18 protein-coding genes are annotated in these 17,488 nt (G+C 60.2%); all 18 read left to right on the top strand.

Annotated features, from left to right (window positions below):
• Positions 1-9 precede the first annotated feature (9 nt).
• Positions 10-672, top strand: coding sequence for a (d)CMP kinase (gene cmk, locus EDD77_RS06725; RefSeq protein WP_058963607.1), 663 nt, complete (start codon positions 10-12; stop codon positions 670-672).
• A gap of 36 nt (positions 673-708) precedes the next feature.
• The gene (locus EDD77_RS06720) at positions 709-1,326 is read left to right on the top strand and encodes a lysophospholipid acyltransferase family protein (protein ID WP_058963606.1); all 618 of its coding nucleotides are present in this window, start codon (positions 709-711) and stop codon (positions 1,324-1,326) included.
• 39 nt (positions 1,327-1,365) lie between these two features.
• Positions 1,366-3,291, top strand: coding sequence for a bifunctional 4-hydroxy-3-methylbut-2-enyl diphosphate reductase/30S ribosomal protein S1 (locus EDD77_RS06715; RefSeq protein ID WP_058963605.1), 1,926 nt, complete (start codon positions 1,366-1,368; stop codon positions 3,289-3,291).
• 191 nt (positions 3,292-3,482) lie between these two features.
• On the top strand, positions 3,483-3,623 hold the full coding sequence (locus EDD77_RS18015; RefSeq protein ID WP_156417371.1) for a hypothetical protein: 141 nt from the start codon (positions 3,483-3,485) through the stop codon (positions 3,621-3,623).
• A complete protein-coding gene (gene deoC / locus EDD77_RS06710; RefSeq protein WP_058963604.1) occupies positions 3,623-4,288 on the top strand; it encodes a deoxyribose-phosphate aldolase in 666 nt (221 codons plus the stop codon). The genes EDD77_RS18015 and deoC overlap by 1 nt, the downstream gene beginning before the upstream one ends.
• Before the next feature lie 148 nt (positions 4,289-4,436).
• The gene (locus tag EDD77_RS06705) at positions 4,437-4,670 is read left to right on the top strand and encodes a hypothetical protein (protein ID WP_058963603.1); all 234 of its coding nucleotides are present in this window, start codon (positions 4,437-4,439) and stop codon (positions 4,668-4,670) included.
• Between the two features lie 29 nt (positions 4,671-4,699).
• The gene (locus EDD77_RS06700; RefSeq protein WP_058963602.1) at positions 4,700-4,945 is read left to right on the top strand and encodes a hypothetical protein; all 246 of its coding nucleotides are present in this window, start codon (positions 4,700-4,702) and stop codon (positions 4,943-4,945) included.
• Between the two features lie 178 nt (positions 4,946-5,123).
• Positions 5,124-5,783 carry a response regulator transcription factor gene (locus tag EDD77_RS06695; protein ID WP_058963601.1) on the top strand — a complete coding sequence of 220 codons (660 nt, stop codon included), beginning with the start codon at positions 5,124-5,126 and terminating at the stop codon, positions 5,781-5,783.
• On the top strand, positions 5,780-7,183 hold the full coding sequence (locus tag EDD77_RS06690; protein WP_058963600.1) for a sensor histidine kinase: 1,404 nt from the start codon (positions 5,780-5,782) through the stop codon (positions 7,181-7,183). The genes EDD77_RS06695 and EDD77_RS06690 overlap by 4 nt, the downstream gene beginning before the upstream one ends.
• Entirely contained in the window at positions 7,180-7,950 is a 771-nt protein-coding gene (locus EDD77_RS06685; protein ID WP_058963599.1) for a hypothetical protein, read from the top strand. Before EDD77_RS06690 ends, EDD77_RS06685 begins: the two co-directional genes overlap by 4 nt.
• Before the next feature lie 20 nt (positions 7,951-7,970).
• Positions 7,971-9,176 carry a hypothetical protein gene (locus EDD77_RS06680; RefSeq protein ID WP_132587349.1) on the top strand — a complete coding sequence of 402 codons (1,206 nt, stop codon included), beginning with the start codon at positions 7,971-7,973 and terminating at the stop codon, positions 9,174-9,176.
• Positions 9,173-10,357 carry a hypothetical protein gene (locus tag EDD77_RS06675; RefSeq protein WP_058963597.1) on the top strand — a complete coding sequence of 395 codons (1,185 nt, stop codon included), beginning with the start codon at positions 9,173-9,175 and terminating at the stop codon, positions 10,355-10,357. The genes EDD77_RS06680 and EDD77_RS06675 overlap by 4 nt, the downstream gene beginning before the upstream one ends.
• Before the next feature lie 83 nt (positions 10,358-10,440).
• The gene (locus EDD77_RS06670) at positions 10,441-11,091 is read left to right on the top strand and encodes a GDSL-type esterase/lipase family protein (RefSeq protein WP_058963596.1); all 651 of its coding nucleotides are present in this window, start codon (positions 10,441-10,443) and stop codon (positions 11,089-11,091) included.
• Positions 11,092-11,155: 64 nt separating this feature from the next.
• Positions 11,156-11,914, top strand: coding sequence for a ZIP family metal transporter (locus tag EDD77_RS06665; protein ID WP_058963595.1), 759 nt, complete (start codon positions 11,156-11,158; stop codon positions 11,912-11,914).
• A 70-nt stretch (positions 11,915-11,984) separates the two neighbouring features.
• Positions 11,985-13,268, top strand: coding sequence for a hypothetical protein (locus tag EDD77_RS06660; RefSeq protein ID WP_058963594.1), 1,284 nt, complete (start codon positions 11,985-11,987; stop codon positions 13,266-13,268).
• A gap of 42 nt (positions 13,269-13,310) precedes the next feature.
• Complete coding sequence (locus EDD77_RS06655; RefSeq protein ID WP_058963593.1) at positions 13,311-14,009, top strand: response regulator transcription factor; 699 nt, start codon at positions 13,311-13,313, stop codon at positions 14,007-14,009.
• Positions 14,010-14,037: 28 nt separating this feature from the next.
• On the top strand, positions 14,038-15,489 hold the full coding sequence (locus tag EDD77_RS06650) for a sensor histidine kinase (protein WP_058963592.1): 1,452 nt from the start codon (positions 14,038-14,040) through the stop codon (positions 15,487-15,489).
• Positions 15,490-15,522: 33 nt separating this feature from the next.
• Positions 15,523-17,439: a hypothetical protein gene (locus EDD77_RS06645; RefSeq protein WP_058963591.1), complete on the top strand. Its 1,917-nt coding sequence runs from the start codon at positions 15,523-15,525 to the stop codon at positions 17,437-17,439.
• The last annotated feature ends 49 nt before the right edge of the window (positions 17,440-17,488 follow it).

Here is a 17,488-nt window from a genome sequence, read left to right as displayed (position 1 = left end):
AGAAAAAACATGATCTCTGTTGCCATCGACGGCCCCTCCGGGGCGGGAAAATCGACTCTTGCCAAGCGCCTGGCAAAGGAGCTGGGCTATCTGTATGTGGACACCGGCGCCATGTATCGCTCCATCGGTCTGTTCGCCCTGCGCCAGGGTGTGGATCCGAAGGATGAGGCCGCGGTTACGGCCCTTCTGCCCCAGATCCAAATCGAGCTGCGCTATGTGAACGGCGCCCAGCGTGTGCTTTTGTGCGGTGAGGACGTGAGCGAGGCCATCCGGGCCGAAGAGGTGGGCATGGCCACCAGTGCAGTGTCGGCTCATCCGCCGGTGCGCGCCTTTCTGCTGGAGCTGCAGCGGGGCATGGCCCGCACCCACGATATCCTGATGGATGGGCGGGACATCGGCACCGTGATCCTGCCGAACGCCAGTGTGAAAATCTTCCTCACGGCCAGCGCTGAGGCCCGGGCCACCCGCCGCTTCAGGGAATTGCAGGAAAAAGGTGTGGACACTGATTTCGAAACCGTTCTGGAGGACATCCGCCGCCGGGATTATCAGGACAGCCACCGGGCCACCGCACCGCTGCGGCAGGCGGAGGACGCTGTTCTGGTGGATACCAGCGAGATGGATCTGGAAGAGAGCTTTCAGGCATTGAAGTCGCTGATCCTCAGCCGGGTTTGAACCCCCCGGAAAAGCCAATCGAGAAAGGAAACAAGCATGTTTTATGGTATTATGGTGACCGGTGCCTGGCTGATCTGGCATCTGGTGTTCCGCATCCGGGTGGTGGGCAAGGAGAACCTCCCCCGGGATGGTCGGGGCTTTGTGCTGGCCCCCAATCACATCTCCGCCATTGACCCGGTGTTCGTGGTCATTGCCCGGTTCTGGGGCAAACGGATGCTGATTATGGCCAAGGAGGAACTGTTCGAGGTGAATCCGCTGCTGAGCTGGATGTTCCGCAACGTGGGTGTGTTCGGCGTGGAGCGGGGCAAGGGCGATACCGGCGCGGTTGAAGTGGCCGTGGAGAAGGTGAAGAAGGGCCAGGGCCTTCTGATCTTCCCGGAGGGCACCCGCTCCAAGACCGGCGAACCCGGTAAGATCAAGAGCGGTGCCTTCGTGGTGGCCAGCGCCGCCGGGGTGGATATGATCCCCTGCCGCATCATCTACCGCCACGGCCGCATGAAGCTGTTCAGCGGGGTGAAGGTGTGCTTCGGCAAGCCCATTCCCGCCGCCGTGCTGGATATGGGCGAACATAAATCTGCCGCAAAGCTGCGGGAGTGCAAGGCCATGCTGGCGGATGCCTGGGAAGAGCTGTATCAGCAGAATAAGTATGAATAAACCCCGCATGCGCGGGGCAGAATAAAGGGAGAAGCACCCATGAAGATTTTGAAAGCCAAGACCGCCGGGTTCTGCTTTGGCGTGGACCGGGCCGTGAAGCTGACCTATCAGCTGGCCGAAGAGGGCCACAAGGTGGCCACCCTGGGCCCGCTGATCCACAACCCCCAGTGCGTGGCGGATCTGGAATCCAAAGGTGTGGTTACCGCCAGCGGGCTGGACGATGTGCCCACCGGATACGAGGTGGTCATCCGCAGCCACGGCGTGGGAGCGGATGTGTACGAAGCCATTGCCGAAAGAGGCCTGGTGCTTCACGACGCCACCTGTCCCTTTGTGGCTAAGATTCATCGCATTGCAAAGCGCGCCAGCGACGAGGGCAAAACCCTGCTGGTGGCGGGCGATAAGACCCATCCGGAGGTGCAGGGCATCGTTGGCCACACCAGAGGCGAGGTGTTTGTGTTTGCCGATTTGGATGAATTAAAGGCCTGGCAGGGCCCGAAAAATGGGCAAAATGGTATAATCGTGGTGGCACAAACCACATTTCAGGTAACAAAATGGTTAGAATGTACAAACTTTATAAAAAAAGACTATACAAACGCCGAGATTTTTGATACAATATGTAATGCGACGTGGACGAGGCAACAGGAGGCGGAAGACCTCAGCCGAAAATGCGACCTTATGGTCGTTATTGGAGGTCATCATTCTTCCAATACCCAGAAGCTTGTAAAAGTCGCTGAAAAACACACAAAGGCCGTTACGGTGGAAACTGCAAAAGAGCTTTTGCCGGAATGGTTTGAGGGTGTGGGCACAGTGGCCGTCACAGCCGGGGCTTCCACGCCATCGTCTATAATTGAGGAGGTACTTAACAGTATGAGTGAAGAAATCCGTGAAGAGATGAGCTTTGCCGAGATGTTCGCAGAAAGCGAGGCCAATCTCAAGCCTGTTTTCGCAGGTAAGGTAGTGGAGGGCACTGTTACCAGCATTACGCCCAATGAGGTGCAGGTTGATATCGGCACCAAACACACCGGTTTTGTGAAACTGAGTGAGCTTACCGACGACCCCGCAGCCCGTGCGGAGGATCTGGTCAAGGTTGGGGACAAGCTGGACCTCGTCGTTGAAAAAGTGAACGATCAGGAAGGCGTTGCCTACCTGTCCCGCAAGAAGCTGGAAGCCCGCAAGGGTCTGGAAGAGGTGGCCAGGGCCGCTGAGGAAGGCACCGTCATGGAAGGCGTTGTCACCGAGACCAACAAGGGCGGTGTAATCGTTCTGGTGAAGGGCGTGAAGGTATTCGTGCCCCGCAGCCAGGCCACCATGCGCCGTGATGAGGACATCAACGCTCTGGTAAAGCAGAACGTGAAGCTGATCATCACCGAGTGCGCCGGCCGCAAGATCGTTGGTTCCATCAACAAGGTTACCGCCGAGGAGAACGCTGCCAAGCGCGAGGCCTTCTGGGCTGACGTTGAGGTTGGCAAGACCTACACCGGCGTTGTGAAGAGCCTGACCGCTTACGGTGCCTTCGTGGACATCGGCGGCGTGGATGGCCTGTGCCACATCAGCGAGCTGAGCTGGAACCGCATCAAGCACCCCAGCGAGGTTGTTTCCGTGGGCGATACCATCGAGGTGTATGTGAAGGCTCTGGATCCCGAGAACCACAAGGTTTCTCTGGGCTACAAGAAGGCCGAGGACAATCCCTGGGAGAAGCTGAAGAACGAGTATCCCATCGGCAGCGTATTCACCGCTCCCGTTGTGAGCATCACCAAGTTCGGTGCTTTCGTTCGCATCCTGCCCGGTGTGGACGGTCTGGTTCACATCTCCGAGATCAGCAACGAGCGTGTGGAGAAGGTTGGCGACGTGCTGAAGGTTGGCGATGAGGTCAACGTGAAGCTGCTGGATGTCGACTTCGACAAGAAGCGCATCAGCCTGTCCATGAAGGCTCTGCTGGACGACGAGAACAGCGACGCTGAATAATCAACATGGCTTCCAAGCCGCCCGGCAATTGCCGGGCGGCTTTTTTGTTTGCCATGCGTATTTACATGCAAATCACTAGGAATCAGGGCAAAAACATGCTATACTGGAACTATTCCAGAGCAGGGCATGTGACCTTGATGCAACGGCAGGCCATTTTGCCCCGCACCCCAGGGAAAGGAGATCGTGAGTTTATGAAAGCATTTCGTTTGACCGGCCTGATCCTCGGGATCGTTGGCCTGATCCTGTCTGTAACGGCGATTGTGTTCAGCGCGGTGGGCATGTTCAAGGCCCGCCAGTGCAAGCAGTGCAAGTTGGGAGGTCAGATCAAGTAATGGAGAAAAAGGAAATCCTTGCAAAGGTGGATCATACCCTGCTGAAGGCTGACGCCACCTGGCCGGACATTCAGAAGATCTGCGATGAGGCCATGGAAAACCACACCGCTTCCATCTGCATCAACCCCGGCTATGTGAAGCAGGCCTGCGAATACATGAAGGGCGCGATCCCCGTGTGCACTGTGGTTGGCTTCCCTCTGGGCGCCACCGACACTGCCACCAAGGTGTTCGAGGCGAAAACCGCCATCGAGAACGGCGCCGAGGAAGTGGACATGGTCATCAACATCGGCCGCCTGAAGAACGGCGAGTACGATTTTGTGCGTGACGAGATCGCCGCCATCAAGAAGGCCATTGGCGACAAGGTGCTGAAGGTCATCATCGAGACTTGCCTGCTCACTGATGCGGAAAAGGAAAAGATGTGCGACATCGTGTGCGAGGCCGGCGCGGACTTCATTAAGACCAGCACCGGTTTCTCCACCGGCGGCGCAACCTTTGCGGACATCGAGCTGTTTGCACGCTGCTGCCGCGGCCGCTGCAAGATCAAGGCTGCGGGTGGCATCTCCACCATCGAGGACATCGAAAAGTTCCTGGAACTGGGTGCCGATCGTCTGGGCACCAGCCGTGCGGTGAAGATTCTGCAGGGCCTGGAGTCCAGCGGATACTAATTGCATCAATTTTTGAACGGGCCGCCGGGGTTTTCCACCGGCGGCCCGTTTTTGGTTGAAAACCAGCCGGATAAGATGCTATACTCAAGGCAAACAGAAACGCAGTGATGGAATGCTTGGAAACGGCAAACAAGAAGGAGGAGAACGCATGAGCAGAAAAATGGTTTTGGGGTTGGTCCTCATGTGTATGGGGTTTTTGGGCGGGATTTTACTGATTGGAACCATGGTACTGAGCCCCATGAATCCATGGAGCTACAACGGAATTACCGGCTGGTACGGCTACCTGCTGGAGATGCAGCTGCAGCTTCCGCTGGGGGTCTGTATTGCTGTGACACTGGCCGGATTCGCGCTCAGTGTGATTGAAGCATTCCGGAAAGAATAATCCACAAAAGAGGAAAGGACGGAACGGATATGAAGTCTGCATTGGCGGGGATTTTGACCTTTGTGGTATTTTTCTTTGGCAACAGCTATTTTCTGGGCGGGCTGGGTCAGCTGTGTCTGATCGGGGGCGATGCCTTTGTGAATTCCTATTTTGCCCCTATCATGACCGGTTTAGCGCTGCTGGCGGGCCTGGTGGTGGGCTGCACGCTGGCGTTGCTGCAAAAGTTGGACGCTGTGCAGAAAGCCCTGAATGACAGGAAGTCCCACGAACAATAACACCGGCACGCAGCGCGGCAAAACTGAGAAAACAGGTCTCGGACCCGAGGAAAGGGTCCGGGGCCTGTTTTTTCTTTGTGCCGTTTGATATCATGGAGAAGAGCGGAGAATCTTGTAACAACTCGGAAAGATGGCGCTGTTATCATCAGGATGGAAAAGAAAACAGGGGGCATGAAAAATGAAGCCGATTTTGATCGTGGACGACGAGGTTGCCATCGCACAGCTGATTGCCATGACGCTGGCCCGGATGGGCTACACCTGTCAGATGGCCTTCGACGGCCTGAAGGCTGCCGAGCTGCTGGAGAAAAACGAGTATGATCTGGTGCTGCTGGACATCATGCTCCCCGGGGCGGACGGCTATGAATTGATCGATTTCATCCGCCCCACCGGCATCCCGGTGATCTTCATCAGCGCAAAAACCACCGTGGCCGACCGGGTGAAGGGGCTGCATCTGGGCGCCTGCGATTACATCGTGAAGCCCTTCGCGCCGGAGGAGCTGCTGGCCCGGGTGGAGAACGTGCTGCGGCTTTCCGGCCGGGGGCAGGCACTGCTGCAGGCCGGCGATGTAACGGTGGACGTGGGAACCCGTCAGGTGAAAAAAGCCGGGCAGGAGGTGGCGCTCACCCCCACCGAGTACCATCTGCTGCTGGTGCTGCTGCACAACAAGAACATTGCCCTTTATCGGGACACCCTGTATGAACGGGTCTGGGGGCGGGACGCCGAGCTGGACACCCGCACGCTGGATATCCACATTCATCGGCTGCGCAAAAAGCTGGGCTGGCAGCAGATGATCCGAACCATCCCAAGGGTGGGCTATCGGCTGGAGGAAACGTCATGAAACTTGCACCGAAACTGGTTTTGACCATCCTTCTGCTGCTGGGCGTTCTGCTGGCGGCAGGCGGCGGCTGGCTGACCAAAACGGATTTTGAACGGAATTTTGAGCAGGCCCGCACCCAGAACACCCTTGCACACCGCAGGGATACCTATTCGTTGCAAAACGGTCTGCTGGCCAAAGCAGGCAGCGGGGAGATCACCAGCCAGGAGGTGGCGGATTACGGCAGCAGCCTGGGGCTGTATGTGGGGCAGGAGCAGGGTGGCTTCGCGGTGTATCAGGACGAACAAGTGATGTATTCCAGCCTGCCCGCCGCCCTGGGGCAGGAGGCTGCCTGTCAGGCGATTGAGGCAGGCGAGGAGGCACTGCTGCTGCGAAAGGCAGGCCAGAACAGCTATATGCTGATGGCCAGCCCGGTGCAGGCGGCGGGCAAGCAGTACTGGCTGGTCAGCGCCTATGATGTGACAAATCTGTTCCGGGCCCGGGAGGAAAAATTCCGGGAGTTGTTCCGGCTGGAGCTGGCCGCACTGGCACTGGCAGGTACGGCGGCGGCGCTGGCGGTAAGCTGGATGATCCGCCCGCTGAAAAAGCTGGAAAAGGCCAGCCGGGCGGTGGCGGCGGGGGATTATACCCTTTCCACCGCCACCAAAAGCCGGGATGAGGTGGGCGCGCTCAGCCGCAGCTTTGATGCCATGACCGCCACCGTGCGGGACAAGGTGGATCAGATGGAGGACACCATTCTGCGGCAAAAGCAGTTTGTGTCGGCCTTTACCCACGAGCTGAAAACCCCCATGACCAGCATTCTGGGCTATTCCGACCTGCTGCGCAGCGGCGAGATGAACCCGGAGGATCAGCGGCAGGCGGTGCAGTACATCCACCGGGAGGCCCTGCGTCTGGAAACCCTGAGCGGCAAGCTGATGCAGCTGATGGGCCTTGTGGAGCAGGAGGAGCTCACGTTGGAGCCGGTGCGCCTGGTGCTGGTTTTGCGGGATACGGCGGCCAGCCTGCCGGAGCTCGCCCCCATGCTGGATATTCGGTGTGACCCGTCGCTCACGGTAATGGCCGACCGGGATTTGCTGGCCGATCTGGTGCGCAATCTGGTGATCAATGCGGCCCGGGCCCAGCCGAAGGATGGCCGGGTGCACATCACGGCGGGCCGTACCGAAGAGGGTGTGGCGCTGCGGGTGGCGGACCGGGGTCGGGGTATCCCGGAAGCGGATCTGTCTCACATCACCGAGCCCTTTTACATGGTGGACAAGTCCCGCGCACGTGCTCAGAACGGCAGCGGCATGGGCCTTGCTCTCTGCGCCCGCATTGCCCGGCTGCACGGCAGCGAGCTGCGGTTTACAAGCAGGCTGGGGCAGGGTACCGTGGTGGAACTGATCCTGCGGGAGGGAGAGGAATGAAACAGAATCTTTTCACGGCGGCGGCATTCCTTGCGGCGTTTGCCTTTCTGGCACTGGCGCTGGCTGCGCCGCTGCCTTTGATGGAGCAAAGTGATCAGGAGCTGTATACCCAGGTCATGACCCGCCAGCTGGCGGACGATGGACGCAGTGCCCAGGCCCGCAGCAATGAATTTGCACGCCAGCTCTATGACCGGGATCAGCTTCTGCGGGTAAAAAACTACGCGGGTGCGATTTTGCAAACGACCACCGCCGAAATCGAAGCCGCAGCCCCCTACCGGCTGTACGACTTTTTGCAGCAGCTGGATTTCTGGAGCAGCGAAAATCAGGCGGAGCTGGAGCAGCAGATCAGCCAGGCCCAGCGGTGGGAGACCATATCCGACAGTGTGGGCTTCTCTGCCTGGCGGGTGTACACCATGTGGGAAGATGCGGAATGGGCGGAGCTGGAATGGGAGCTCAGCGCCCAGGATCGGCTGGTCCGGCTGCGGATGATGACCGAACAGGAATATACCTGGGAGGATCTGGAGCACATGATGGATGAATATCTGGCGGCCACCGGGCTGGAAGAAATTGACGACTGGCAGGCAGTGGATGTGGCGCCCCAGTTTTATGTGGCGGAAGGGATTACCGCCACGCTGCGGGCACGGTATTCGCCGGGGGCCAAGCTGTATCTGTACGCAAACTATGTGGACGGCGTTCTGGCGCTGGGGGTCTGCCCGCTGGAGCAGGAGGAGTTGGCCCAGTTCGGCGCAAGCCTGATGGAGGAATGACAGGGAAAGGGCGAGGTTTTGTGAGAAGCAGAAAAGGAATTCTGGCACTGGTGCTGACGGTTGCGCTGCTGGCGGGTTGTGGGCAGCCTGCTGCCGAGATGGTGAGTATCCCGGCGACGCCGGCCCCCACACCGGAAGTGTCGCAGACCCAGGTGCTGCGGAGCATCGACGGCCAGAGCTATTACACCCAAACCACATGCTATGATCTGAAAACCATGACCGCCTGCGACTGGAGACCGGAATTGCCCGCAGGATACCAGATGACCGGCGAGGGCCCGGTCTCGGACGGGCAGGCTCTGTACTTTCTTATGAGCCGGGAAGGGGATCTGACCGGGCAGGCGCTGGGCCGGATGCCGCTGGAAGGCGGAGACGTGCAGATTCTTTACAAATGCGGCGAGCGCGAGCAGATCGGCATTGCTTATACCGACGGTGCGGGCGAGGACTGCAAACGGCCCGTCCTGCTGCGCAGCGGCGAACGGCGCTGCTTTCTTGTACACCGGTGGACCGGGGAAGAGGGGAATTCCACCTGGCTCTATGGATGGGATCTGGAATCCGGAGTTTGTGAGCCGGTGAAGCAGCTGGGGAGCCATGTGCGCTTCTGGGGCGAGTATCAGGGCCGGGCGGTACTGGAGGATTCCAGGGAACCGGAGGCGGGCCTGTTCCAGCTGGATGCGGACACCGGGGAGCTTACCGTTCTTTTGAGCGGCGAAAACACCGAGGCAGCCGAGCTGTTTCTGGGGCCGCCGCTGCTGATCCGGGAGAATTTCGTCTGTATGGGTACCATGTTTGCTGACAATCCGGATGGCAAGGAGCGGGTGTATTGCCTGGACCTGAAAACCGGGGCGATCCGGCAGCTTGCCAGCTCGGATGACGGTTATCTGCTGATCCGCATGCAGGATATCTGGGACGGAAAGCTGCGGGTTCGGGGCACAGAAGGCTACGAGTCGGGTCTGTGGTATGTGGACTGCGTCACCGGTCAGCGGGTGGAGGGCGCGCTGGCGGATGAGAGCGGCATACCGCTGCACATCCGGGCGCAGATCGGGGAATACTACCTGATCGATGTGCCGAGCGAACAGATGGCGGAGTACCTCTGGCTGAACGAGAATGGGGAACCGGTATATTCCCGGGATATTGGCCGGAAGCTGGCCCTCATTGCCAAGGAGGACTACTGGGCGGGCCAGCCCGATTATCAGACGTTTGAACGGGAAGCGAGGGAGACGGAATGAAGGCGGCAAAACGGCTTTGGGCGGCGGCACTGGCGTTTGTGTTGCTGGCGGGCTGCGGGAAACCGACCGCGGGCACGGCCCCGGCGGCTTCGGCGGCACCGGAAAATCAGGAGCAGCCGGTTACAGGGCTGCTCACCGCATGGGACGGGCGGCGCTATTACACAAAGGCAAATGTGATTTGTGATTCTGCCGATATGACTGCCCGCGACCTTGTGCTGCAGATGGACGGGCAGAGAATGCTGAGCGGTTATCCGGTCACCGATGGGAAGTTCCTGTACTATTCCACAGAAACGATTTTGGAAGCGCCGGAACACCGCACACAGATATGGCGAAGCGGGCTGGATGGAAGTGAGCCTGTGCTGCTCTGGCAGAGCGAAGCCGAAACGGGCATTTCGCCCGTTAGCGCCTCACTGAACGGCTGGTCGGACAACATTGGCCGGCTGGTGGTGTTTGCATGGCAGGATGCGGTCTGGTTTTTCATCAGGCAGGAAGGCTGGATCGACAGCCCGCAGGTGCTCTGCTGTGGGAACGGCGAAACCCAGGCGCGCCCGGTGGAATATCCGGAGCCGCTTGCGCAGGGAACGTTTGCGGGCGAAATGGATGACCAGCCGGTGTTCCAAAGTTTTGAGGGGGAGCGGTGCGTCTACTGGCAGCTGGACCTTGCCACCGGAACGGTGCGGGAACTGGCCGATTTTCCGGAACCGGTCCATTCCAACCTGTTGGTGCAGGATGGGATACTGTATTTGCAGGACGATGAAAGCTGGGAGCTTTGTGCGGTGGATCTGGCCAGCGGTGAGCGGCAGGTCCTGTGGCGCCCGGGGGAGCCGGATCAGGGATTGGGGGTACAGTATGTGTGGGATGACCATGCTTTTTTAATGAGTGTGGAACGGCCCCTGCGGTATTATTCACTGGATCTGAACGATGGCAGCACACAGGTGATGACGTTGCGGGGAAAATGGGAAAGTGACGGCAGAGAATTTGTGGTATATGCCAAGGCTCCTCTGGAGGACAGCTATGTGGTGGTATGCCGGCGGAATGAATTCATCGGCATAGGGATGAGCCAGGCGGGCGAACCGGAGCGGTCGAAGGAGACGCGGGAATATTACGCCCTCATCAAAAAGGAGGATTTTTGGAACAGCGTGCCCGAGTACCGGTATTTTACCTGGGTGTATGGCAGGTGAAATTTGCCCGCGGGCATTGTTTTGCTTTTCCCACTCTGCTACAATAGGGGCAGAAAACAACGCAAAAAGGCGGTTGAACATCCATGAACAGAAAACATATTGTATGTTACGGCGATTCCAACACCTGGGGCTACTGCGCGGCCACCGGCGGCCGCTATGCGGACGACGCACGCTGGACCCGCCTGCTGCAGGAGCAGCTGGGCGAAGGCTGGCTGGTGGCCGAGGAAGGGGTGTGCGGCCGAACCACCGTGTTTGAGGACCCCCTCACCGAGGGGCTGTGCGGTTTTGCTCATCTGGCCCCGGCGCTGTATGCGAACAGCCCGCTGGATCTGCTGGTGGTAATGCTGGGCACCAACGACTGCAAACAGCGCTATTCTGCCACCGCCCAGAACATTGCCGACGGGCTGGCCCGGCTGGTGACGAGGGCAAAGCAGCTGCCGGTGTGGGCAGGGGAGCCCAAGGTGCTGATCGTGGCGCCCATCATGATCGATCCCCGGGTGCATCAGGTGCCCCGGGTGGGTCAGGAAATGGGCGAGGGCTGCGTGGAAAAATCCCGCCTGCTGCCCGGCCTGATGGAGCAGACCGCCCGGGAGACCGGCTGCGAATTCATGGACTGCAACCCCTATGTGCAGCCGGGCGAGGCGGACTGGATGCACTTTGACGCGGCCAGTCAGGCCCGCTTTGCGCTGGCGCTGGAGGCAAAGATCCGGGTGCTTCTGGGCAGCCGGGGCTGAACCGCTGCATAGGCGTTTTGAACACCCCATATCCTTGTAAAAAAGGGATATGGGGTGTTGTTTTATGCTGCATGCGCTCACGTTGACGATATTGGCCGGGCTGAGCACCGGCATCGGCGGGCTGGTGGCGGCTCTTTTTCGCCCGGGGCGGCGGGCCATGGCCCTCTGTGGCGGGTTTGCGGCCGGGGTGATGCTGGCGATGAGCCTGCTGGATCTGCTCCCTCATGCGCTGGAGGGTTACCGGCCGGCCATGGGGTCGTTGGGAGCAGGGCTGGCGGTAACCAGCCTGGTGTTGCTGGGAATGGGGGTGGCAGCATTGCTGGAGCAGCTGCTGCCCCGGGCAAAAACGGGCAAAAGCGACGGCGGGCGGGCCAGCGCCATGCGGGGCGCACTGGTCACCGGTCTGGCGCTGCTGGCGCATAATCTGCCGGAAGGCGCGCTCACCCTGTTTGCAGGAGTGGCAGACCCGGCGGCGGGCCTGCGGCTGAGCCTGGCGGTGGGGCTGCACAACCTGCCCGAGGGCATGGCGGTGGCCGCACCCCTGTACTACGCCACCCGCAGCCGGTCAAAGGCGGTGGGGGCGGCATTTGCCAGCGGGCTGGCCGAACCGCTGGGCGCGGTGCTGGCCTTCGGGCTGCTGGGCTCCTTCCTCACGCCCGGCTTTTTGAACGGGCTGCTGGCCGGCGTGGCCGGTGTGATGTGCTGGGCGTCCGCCTTTGAGCTGTTGCCCATGGCCTACCGGTTGGGGCCTGCGCCCCGGGCCGCAGCGGGCTTTGCGGCCGGGGTTTTGACGATGCTACTTGGAATCAGCCTGTTAACGTGATATAATAAAGCAGATTATCTTTTTTGGCTTGCGGCACGAGCTGCCGCAAACGGAAAGGGGGGCGACGGCTGTGAAACGGATGGTTCTGGCACTTCTTGTGCTGGCAGCAGGCCTTTTGTGCGGCTGCACCGGCTCCATGAGCAGCGGCGTGGAAGAGCTGCTGCGTGCGCCCCAGCTGGCGGGGCCGCAGAGCAGCGTGCAGAAGGCCATCACCGCATATCTGGGCGAAGCCCCGCAGCTGAAGTATCCTCAGACCGGCGATATTCTGTCGCCCTTTCTGTTTGGCGACTGGAACGGAGACGGCAGCATGGATGCTGCGGCACTGTATACAAGCTCCGGAATGCAGAACGTCTGCCTGGCGATTCTGGAGCAGACCGGCGGTTCCTGGGAAGTGACCCAGGAGCTGGAGGGCCTGTCCGCCGAGGTGGACAGCATAAGCACCGCGGCCATGAGCGGCGACGGCGGAATGCAGCTGCTGGTGGGCTATGTGGGCACCAGCGGGGAAAAATATCTTTCGGTATATGCCTATCAGGAGCACACCCTTACGCAGGTGATGGAGCAGGCATATTCCCAGTATGAATTGCAGGACATCACCGGCAGCGGGCTGAAGGATCTGATTCTGATCGGGCCGCAGAGCGGAGAAGGAGTAAAGGTTCAGCTGCTTACTGCCATCCAGGGTGAGCTTACCATGGCGCAGGAGCTGTGGTTGGGGCCGGGCCGTTTTTCCAGCTGCGAAGGGCTGCACCTGAGCAGCGGAGCGGATGGCGGATATTATCTGGTGCTGGATGGCTACAACGGCACCGGCACGGCTCTTGCCAGTATCCTGCTCAGCTACAATGCCGCAACCCAGAAGCTGGAGGAATATATCCCATTGCTGCCGGTGGATATCTACACCGAGAGCACGCGGTATTCCAGCCTGCTCACCAGCACGGACATTGATGGCGACGGAACCGTGGAAATTCCCGTTGAGCTGGCCGAGGATAACAGCCAGATCACTGTGGGGCGGCTGACTTTTCTGCAGTGGATGGACTATACCAGTACCGCACCGGAAAAAAGCTTCGGCATTGCGGATCTGGAAAACGGATTTTATCTGGAGCTGCCCCCCAACTGGGAGGGCAATGTGCTGGTTACCGAGGGCGCCCAGGAGGGCAGTTGGGCCATTCGCAGCCTGACGGACGGCACCGGATACCTGGAGGTGCGGGTGGTTGACCCCAGCACCGAGGGTGGGTCCTATTTCCGTTTGGGAAATGTGGGCGGCAAGAAGGTTCAGGCCAGGATTCTGGCCTCACACATTGGAGAAAACGGCGAAAACCTGCAGCCGGCTGCACTGACCGACTGTTTCCGGGTTTTGTGAGCGGCAGGCACTGCGCTCCGTTTTTATAGGAGGTTTGATTGCATGCGTAGAGTGTTAGTTGTGGAAGACGAGGCCAGCATTCGCGAGCTGATCGCCTTGAATCTTCAGATGGGCGGCTACCAGGTGCTGGAAGCAGGAAGTGCCGAACAGGGCCTTGCGCTGCTGAGCCAGGGCCAGAAATGCGATGCCGCCGTGCTGGACGTGATGCTGCCCGGCATGAACGGGTTTTCCCTGTGCGAGACCATTCGCCGGGACGACCCGAACATCGGCATTATTATTCTGAGTGCCAAGAGCATGGAGCAGGACAAGATCCGCGGCCTTTCCATCGGTGCGGACGATTATATGACCAAGCCCTTCAGCGTGTCTGAACTGCTGGCCCGCATCGAGGCGCTGTGCCGCCGGGTGAATCGGGGCACGGCGGAAAGCCCTGTGCCGGATGAGACCCGCATGGTAAGCGGTCAGTTCATTCTGGACCAGAAGAGCCGGGTGCTGTATAAGGCGGGCAAGCCCATCGACCTGACTCAGGTGGAGTTCCAGATCATGGAGCTGTTTTTCCAGAACCCCGGCACCGCCCTTGTGCGGGAAAAGATTCTGGAAGGGGTCTGGGGCGAAAATTATTATGGCGATGTGAAGATCGTGGATGTGAACATCCGCCGCCTTCGTATGAAGGTGGAGGACGAGCCCTCCAGCCCCAAGCATATCCTCACGGTGTGGGGCTACGGTTACCGCTGGAATGGCTGACAAGCAGGCACAAGGGAAGGGGGCTGCCATGAACAGCATCACCAAACGCTGGCTGCGCAGCAGCCTTCTGATCACCTTTTTGCTGGTGGCGGGAGCAGTGAGCATCTACATCTACACCCTCATTTCCAGCAGCTACAACGGGGTGCAGCAGGCCATGTTCAGCCGAATTTTCAGCATGGGCGGCCAGCTGAAGATCACCACCGGTCAGACGGCGGAGCAGACGGCGCAGAACCGGGGCCGTTTGCTGCGGCGTATGGTGGAACAGTTCGACGAAAAGGACAAGTTCGAGTTCATGCTGCTGGACAGCGAGGGTCAGGTGATTGCCACCTCCTCAGGCGGAACCCTCGGCTACAAGGAAATTCCGGAGGATTTTTTCCTGGCGATGGAATCGCCCAACAGTACCGGGCGAAGTGTGTATACCAGTGTGACCGGCGAACGGGTAATGGCTCTTACCGTGATGGTGCCCTACCCGGCGGAGGATGTGGCGGCGCTGCGTATGGTGACCAGTCTGACCATGGTGGATCAGATGATGGTGGAGCGGGTGCTGCTGGCGCTGGGCATCGGGGCGGCAATTCTGCTGTTCAGCGTATGGAGCGGCGTGTTTTTCATCCGCTCCATTGTGCGCCCGCTGGATGAGGTGGCCCAGACCGCCAATGCCATCGCCCGGGGCGATCTGAGCGCCCGTTTGCCCGAAGGCAGCGACAGTGACGAGATTGGCCGGCTGTGCAATACCATCAACCAGATGGCGGGGGAGCTGTCCAAAACCGAGCGTCTGCAAAATGAATTCATCTCGTCGGTCAGCCACGAGCTGCGCACGCCGCTTACCAGCATCCGGGGTTGGGTGGAGACCATTGCTCATATCCGGGATCCGGAGGACGAAAATTACCGCAAGGGCCTGTCCATCATCGGGCGGGAAACCGACCGGCTGTATGACATGGTGGAGGAGCTGCTCAGCTTTTCCCGGCTGCAGAGCGGTGTGAAGCTGGACTGCTGCCCGTTGGATCTGGTGGCGGAGCTTACCGATGCGGCCCTCTTCATGGAAGCGCGCATCCGTGCCGAGGGGCTGCATCTGGTGTATGAGGAGCCGGAGCTGCCCCTGCCCATCTGGGCGGACGCGGGCCGGCTGCGGCAGGTATTCATCAACGTGATGGACAATGCGGTGAAATATTCTTCACCCGGCGGGGCCATTACGCTGGACCTTTTGCAGGACGGCGAAAATGTGTATGTGCTGATTCAGGATGAAGGCCGTGGCATCGCGCCGGACGACCTGGAAAACGTGAAGCTGAAATTTTTCAAGGGAAAGGGCGCGGTGCGCGGCAGCGGCATCGGCCTTGCGGTGGTGGATGAGATCATGACCGCACTGGACGGCTCGGCGGACATTTCCTCCGAGCTGGGCAAGGGCACCACCGTGACCCTTCGGCTGCCCATCTACCGGGGCGGCGGCGAGCCGCCGGCCTGGGCGGTGCAGCAGGCCCGGTGAGCGGGCAAACCACAAAACCGAAGAGGAAACGGAATGCTTTCGATTGTTGGAAATCTGTTTATGCTGGTGCTCACGGCGGTGCTTCTTGCATCGCTGTTGAAGCGCAGCTTTGCCCATACACTGCCCCTGGTGCTTACCATGGGGTCGCTTTTGATTTATCTGTTCACCGCCGTGGGCGAAAAGGAGTTCATGACTCTGCCCATGGTTCTGGTTCCGCTGGCACTTCTCTGGTGGCTGCGGAAAACGAAGCAGGGGTGGTCTTTTTCCCTGCGGGGGCTGGGGCCGGTGTTCTGGGCCTTTCTGCTGGCGCTGATTCCGGCGCTGCTGTGCACCGGGCACCTGCAGCTGACCATTTTTGACGACGTCGCCCACTGGGGACTGTTCACCCGCCAGATGTGCGGCATTGACCAGTTCCCGAATGCGGCGCAGAGCGCCTCCACCTTCAGCGACTACCCGCCGGGCATCCAGATGCTCACGGTGCTGTTGTATCAGGGGGCGCGGGATGTGCCGGATGCACCCGGCCTGTTTACCGGGCAGCTTGTGTGGTACATCGGCCTGACTCTGCCGCTGTTTGAAGCCATTCAATGGACAAAAAGCCGCTGGAAAAATATCCTTCTGGTTCTGGGCCAGGCGGCATTTCTTTTGATCTTTCCGGCGTATTTCACCAAGTATCATCAGATGAGCCTGGTGGTGGAGCCGGTGATGGCCCTTCTGCTGGGGTGGGCATTGCTCACCGCCTGGCGCAGCCCGAACCCCACGCTCATCGATCTGGTGAGTGTGAGCGGGGCGCTGAGCCTGCTGATTATCTCCAAGAGCACCGGCCCGCTGTATGCCTTCACCGGAATGGCAGCGGTGGCAGTGCTCTGGTGGAGGCCGCTGCGTGCGCTGTTTGCAAAGGGCGCGTCCCGATGGGCCCGCCTGCTGGCACTGGGAGCAGCGGCCGCACCGCCTGCCTTCTGGCTCAGCTGGCAGCTGCTGTGCCGGCTGAAGGGCACCAGTTCCTATTTCAGCCAGGACGTGGCCGGCGGAGCATACAGCCCGGCCAATCTGCTGGAGTTTTTCACCGGCAGCGGCGAGGCGGGGCCGGTGATCCGCCATTATCTGGAGTGTTTCTGCCTGAGCCCGCTGAACCGGGGGCTGGGGCTTTCGGCCCTGGGCTTTCTGCTGGTGTTCGCGGTCATGGTGTGGCTTCTGGGCCGTTTGTGCCCGGAGCGCCGCGCCGTGCTGCGGCGGGCGGCTCTGCTGCTCACCGCCGTGTTTCTGATCTATGCGGTAATGCTGTGCTACTCCTATCTGTATTTGTTTGACCCGGACGAGGCCCAGCAGCTGGCGGCCTATCACCGCTACATCATGCCGCTGCCCACCGCCATGATCTACTGGGGGCTGGGGGCGCTGAGCGTCTTTTGTCCCATGCTGAACACCGCAAAGCGCAGGCTGGCAGCCGGCGCGCTGGCGGCGGCATCGCTGGTGTTTTGCGTGAACTGGGTGGCGGCCACCGAGCTTGTGCCGGGGCTGTTTTTGCAGCACCGGCAGCTGGATGCGGAGGAAGCCCAGTGGGCCAAGGAGGAAAACGAACTGGAACCGGTGCGGCAGGCGTTTTTCGACCTGCTGCGGCAGAACGAGACCGGCATCCTGATTCTTACCCAGCAGCCCCAGTGGGGCCACTATTCCCGGCTGTACAAATATTATCTGCTGCCGGGGCGCACGCTGGCTTTGAACCCGGTGGAATACGGCGACAGCGAAACCATGCGCAGCCGGTATGAGCAGTGGGCCGGGGAGGAAACCGGCCTGCGAATGGTCTACTGCGCTGCGGACGGCGAGGAAGTGGCCCAGAGCATTGGCCTGACCGATGAAGCGGGCAATCCGCTGCGGGCCAACACCGTTTATTGCCTGAAGGTGGATGGAACCCTGAGCTGGTTCCAGGATCTGCCTGCTCCGGCAACGGCCTGAGGCCGACCGGAAATTCAATGAACATAACAGGGGGCGGCAGACCGCCCCG

Origin of the sequence: Allofournierella massiliensis, from assembly GCF_004345265.1 — a bacterium.
GTDB classification, from domain to species: Bacteria; Bacillota; Clostridia; order Oscillospirales; family Ruminococcaceae; genus Allofournierella; species Allofournierella massiliensis.
Note: the sequence above shows the minus strand (reverse complement) of the source record. Positions and strands in the feature narration are given on the sequence as shown.

What these genes read in the sequence shown, in the direction of transcription:
- cmk (WP_058963607.1), top strand. Translation starts at nt 10, where the DNA reads ATGATCTCTGTTGCCATCGACGGCCCCTCCGGGGCGGGAAAATCGACT.
- EDD77_RS06720 (WP_058963606.1), top strand. Translation starts at nt 709, where the DNA reads ATGTTTTATGGTATTATGGTGACCGGTGCCTGGCTGATCTGGCATCTG.
- EDD77_RS06715 (WP_058963605.1), top strand. Translation starts at nt 1,366, where the DNA reads ATGAAGATTTTGAAAGCCAAGACCGCCGGGTTCTGCTTTGGCGTGGAC.
- EDD77_RS18015 (WP_156417371.1), top strand. Translation starts at nt 3,483, where the DNA reads ATGAAAGCATTTCGTTTGACCGGCCTGATCCTCGGGATCGTTGGCCTG.
- deoC (WP_058963604.1), top strand. Translation starts at nt 3,623, where the DNA reads ATGGAGAAAAAGGAAATCCTTGCAAAGGTGGATCATACCCTGCTGAAG.
- EDD77_RS06705 (WP_058963603.1), top strand. Translation starts at nt 4,437, where the DNA reads ATGAGCAGAAAAATGGTTTTGGGGTTGGTCCTCATGTGTATGGGGTTT.
- EDD77_RS06700 (WP_058963602.1), top strand. Translation starts at nt 4,700, where the DNA reads ATGAAGTCTGCATTGGCGGGGATTTTGACCTTTGTGGTATTTTTCTTT.
- EDD77_RS06695 (WP_058963601.1), top strand. Translation starts at nt 5,124, where the DNA reads ATGAAGCCGATTTTGATCGTGGACGACGAGGTTGCCATCGCACAGCTG.
- EDD77_RS06690 (WP_058963600.1), top strand. Translation starts at nt 5,780, where the DNA reads ATGAAACTTGCACCGAAACTGGTTTTGACCATCCTTCTGCTGCTGGGC.
- EDD77_RS06685 (WP_058963599.1), top strand. Translation starts at nt 7,180, where the DNA reads ATGAAACAGAATCTTTTCACGGCGGCGGCATTCCTTGCGGCGTTTGCC.
- EDD77_RS06675 (WP_058963597.1), top strand. Translation starts at nt 9,173, where the DNA reads ATGAAGGCGGCAAAACGGCTTTGGGCGGCGGCACTGGCGTTTGTGTTG.
- EDD77_RS06670 (WP_058963596.1), top strand. Translation starts at nt 10,441, where the DNA reads ATGAACAGAAAACATATTGTATGTTACGGCGATTCCAACACCTGGGGC.
- EDD77_RS06665 (WP_058963595.1), top strand. Translation starts at nt 11,156, where the DNA reads ATGCTGCATGCGCTCACGTTGACGATATTGGCCGGGCTGAGCACCGGC.
- EDD77_RS06655 (WP_058963593.1), top strand. Translation starts at nt 13,311, where the DNA reads ATGCGTAGAGTGTTAGTTGTGGAAGACGAGGCCAGCATTCGCGAGCTG.
- EDD77_RS06650 (WP_058963592.1), top strand. Translation starts at nt 14,038, where the DNA reads ATGAACAGCATCACCAAACGCTGGCTGCGCAGCAGCCTTCTGATCACC.
- EDD77_RS06645 (WP_058963591.1), top strand. Translation starts at nt 15,523, where the DNA reads ATGCTTTCGATTGTTGGAAATCTGTTTATGCTGGTGCTCACGGCGGTG.